This is a genomic window from Methanophagales archaeon, from assembly GCA_021159465.1.
GTDB lineage: Archaea > Halobacteriota > Syntropharchaeia > Alkanophagales > Methanospirareceae > G60ANME1.
This window is the reverse complement of the sequence record JAGGRR010000210.1, coordinates 1-3,415: the sequence shown is the minus strand read 5'-3', so window position 1 is coordinate 3,415 and position 3,415 is coordinate 1. Positions and strand designations below refer to the sequence as shown.

General features: G+C 37.3%; 3 protein-coding genes and 1 pseudogene. 2 read left to right on the top strand and 2 right to left on the bottom strand.

The genetic code is table 11. The features are described from left to right. Positions 1 to 52: 52 nt before the first annotated feature. Positions 53 to 175 (bottom strand): annotated as a pseudogene (locus J7J01_09035) (IS5 family transposase). Between the two features lie 218 nt (positions 176 to 393). On the opposite strand from J7J01_09035, the gene J7J01_09030 reads away from it, so the two are divergent. Then, positions 394 to 663, top strand: a complete 270-nt coding sequence (locus J7J01_09030) for a hypothetical protein (protein ID MCD6211008.1) — start codon at positions 394 to 396, stop codon at positions 661 to 663. Positions 664 to 688: 25 nt separating this feature from the next. On the opposite strand, the gene J7J01_09025 is transcribed toward J7J01_09030, so the two are convergent. Further along, on the bottom strand, positions 689 to 1,321 hold the full coding sequence (locus J7J01_09025; protein ID MCD6211007.1) for a thermonuclease family protein: 633 nt from the start codon (positions 1,319 to 1,321) through the stop codon (positions 689 to 691). 1,349 nt (positions 1,322 to 2,670) lie between these two features. Between J7J01_09025 and J7J01_09020 the strand changes: the two genes are divergently transcribed. Further along, the gene (locus J7J01_09020; protein MCD6211006.1) at positions 2,671 to 3,198 is read left to right on the top strand and encodes an NYN domain-containing protein; all 528 of its coding nucleotides are present in this window, start codon (positions 2,671 to 2,673) and stop codon (positions 3,196 to 3,198) included. Positions 3,199 to 3,415: the final 217 nt, after the last annotated feature.

The window sequence follows — 3,415 nt, the reverse complement described above, 5'->3', positions numbered from 1 at the left end:
GTTGAAATTATATCTGCTGGAGGTGAATTTTAACTGATGATGAAACACTACCAACTTCTTTAGCATCTGGAACATCGTACACGCCTGTAAACCCCCTTAACGATGCTTTAGCCTTTAATTCACTTATTACAGAGGTTATATCACCTTCAAAGCACATTGCGAGTATCACGAACCTTCAGCATCGTTATAGCTTCTCTTTTGATAGATTGGAGAGTGATAGGATGATCTTTTGTGAATGGTTGATGGAGTGGGTTAATGGATTACATCTCATTCTTTGAGCTCTTGCTCAACTCAAAGGAAACTTGGTTTCGCATCCATCATTCTGTTCCCGATTTAGGGGTATGAGCGAAAACTTTTTAGAGAGATACTTAGCTATACAAATACGAAGAAAAAATGACCACAACTGAAGAAATAAAGAAGATGAGTTTACAGTTCCTTCGTAAGTTATACGAGTTGAGCGGCGAAGATGACTCCAAGAGGTTCGATACGCAACAAATTTTCAAAGAGTTGGAGCTTGATAGCGAAAGCGACTTAGCATCGGATATCATGGATTATCTTCTGGATGAAGAACTAATTACAACTGTTATTGGAGGTGCTAAGGTTGGAATTACACAGAAGGGCATTAAAGAGGCTAAGGATGCTTCATCAAAGATGAAGGTTTAGATTTTTGAATGAAGTTGTTATTTTTTCACTCCAACTTTATAGCAGGAATCCAGTCATGATGAACTTTCCCATTGGCATCTACAAACTCTATGCAAGTTATTTCTTCGCCTGATGTTTTTAGCGTGTGGTTATGGATATACTTTGGATAAGAGCCTGTTTTTATTTCGTAGGTGTAATTAACATTTTTCTTAAGTTTAAACGGTTCATCAAACTCTATCCAATGATAATCACCGTTAGAATAACCATTCCAAGTTGCATTAGCTAATTCAATTCCATCTGGATAGTTAAAAACAATAAATTCACTATGCCCTTCGGTTCCGGGGCATGAAGGAGTGAAAAACCTGTGAACAATCATATCATAAAATCGCTTTATTGTCCCTTTAAAACTTCCAAATATGCCGGGATAATCTGCTTTCCACTCGTAAGGGTTAAACTCAGAAGGGGGATATACGTTATTTCTGCGTAGCTTCCCCCTCAACAATTTCTCATTTAGGTTTGTGTTATTGACATAAACAACCGCTAAAATCCTATAATAGCGGTCATGCTGCTCTCTATCATCCACATCGAGTTTAACCTCTTTACCTAAGCAAATTTTGTTTACAAATTCCTTCGCTTCTTCATATCCCTCTTCGCCTATCTCGGGAGTTTTCAACCCCAACTAATCTTATCCTTTGAATCCCGGTTATGCCAAAGGAAACATCAACCGTATCCCCATCAACCACGTTCTTAACGTATCCGCCCCATATCTTTCTCTTCTCTAATTCTTTAATGCCAAATATCCACTCTGAGTTATTACGCATCCAATAGCGATTATCATTTTCATTATCGCTTACAACAGGGGTTTTATCAACTACTTCACCTTTTGAATTGCTTAAGGTTATCGCTTCATTGCTGTTATCAAGCCACTGATAAGGTGGGTATAGTCATAATAAGCACCAGTATAAAGGATAGTGCCTTTAGGGATAGTCTCCCTTTCGCCATCCGCAGTTTCTAAAACCCAGTTTCCTATATCCACGCTTTCATTTGTAGGGTTGTAAAGAGTAACCCTTTCATTACCCTCATCCCTTCCCGCAGGGTTCTGGTAAAAAAGGCGTATATTTCTACACCTGAGGAAGCCCGACTCTCTGTTACAAAGGTTGTATCTGCTGCATGGTCAATTCCTTTGCTATTTGATGCCACTGCTCTGAAGTGATATATTTTTCCGGGCTTTAAACCAGTTATAGAGGCACTAAAAGATCCAGTTGAGGATTTTGATTGCTTAAGTGTGGAATATCCATAAGATGTTGTCTCGTCCCACTCGAACCATACCTCACAACTAATATAGCCTGGATGTTCTTTTATAGGTGCACCTGTAGAAACCAGATTGGCATTTAATGTAGCAGAAGTAGCAGTTACACTTGTTGCAGCAGTAGTTGTAACTTATGGGGGAGTATAACCCCTACATTGAGCATAATAAGGAGTACATTTCGCAAAAAGGGGAGTTCCATCACAACAACAATAACCAATACCGCCATTAGGACACTGGTAACTACAAATTCCATCATGATGGGAGCAACAATCCCTTATGTGCATCTATGCCTGTAATTAACCCAAACAAAAGGAAAAAATGAGTATCAAAATTGTCAAGCTTTTTTATAGTATTTCATGGATAGCTTCACGTATCTCATTTTCAAAAAACCTCTTCTGAGCTTATTTCGTATCCCTTTCGCTTTTCCCCTTCATCGCTTTTTTTAGATGGGGATAAGATAAAGAAGGATATTATTTTATTTAGTCGTTTTTATTCACTATTCAAGAAAATAATTATTACCTTATAGAGTAACAAACCAAAATTAATATATATATCTAATATTACTATTATCCTTAATAATCTCCCTGCCATTGAACACACTCGTTCAACACCATAATCGGTGTAAGTAAGCCCATCAATGGTAGGTATATAATCACTGAGAGGTTACTAAAAGGTAACCTCTCATATCTTATTGTGTTTTAATCGTACTAGTGATAATCATGGAAAGAGTAGCAATTTTTATAGACGGAAGTAATTTTTATCACGGTCTTAAAAAATATCTTGGAAAAACAAGAATAAATTTCTATAAATTTGCTGTATTACTGTGCGGAGAGGATCGTAAACTTATCCGAATTTATTATTACAATGCTCCTTACAAAAAAGAATGTAATGAAGAGAAATATAAATCGCAACAAAAATTTTTCTCATCATTAGAAAGCACTCCTTATCTCGAACTTAAATTAGGAAGACTTGAACCACGTGGAAATACTTTTATTGAGAAGGGCGTTGATATTCTCCTTGCTGTTGATATGCTAAAATATGCCTATGATGACACATATGATACTGCAATTCTCGTGAGTGGTGATGGAGATTTCGTTGCGGCAGTAAATGCTGTGAAAGACCGGGGTAAACATGTAGAACACGCATATTTTAAAGCTGCTCCAGCCGTGGCACTAAGGAAAGCTTGTGATAAATACATACCATTAGATGGGGATTTATTAGCCCGTATTTTATTTAACCATTGTTAAGTTTGTTTCGATAACTCCGGCTTCATCCCAGAAGTCAATGTAAATCACGGAAACACCTTTTTCTTCATTTGCCTTGTTAATACGGCATCCTCAAAGAGGTGAAATTTTCGGTTTCACTTGGGTTGACCCGCAGACTGAAAGCATAAAATTAATAAATATCTTCAGCCCCCTCCACCAACTACCATTCGGCAATCTTCTGTAATTCCTCCTTTGAGTT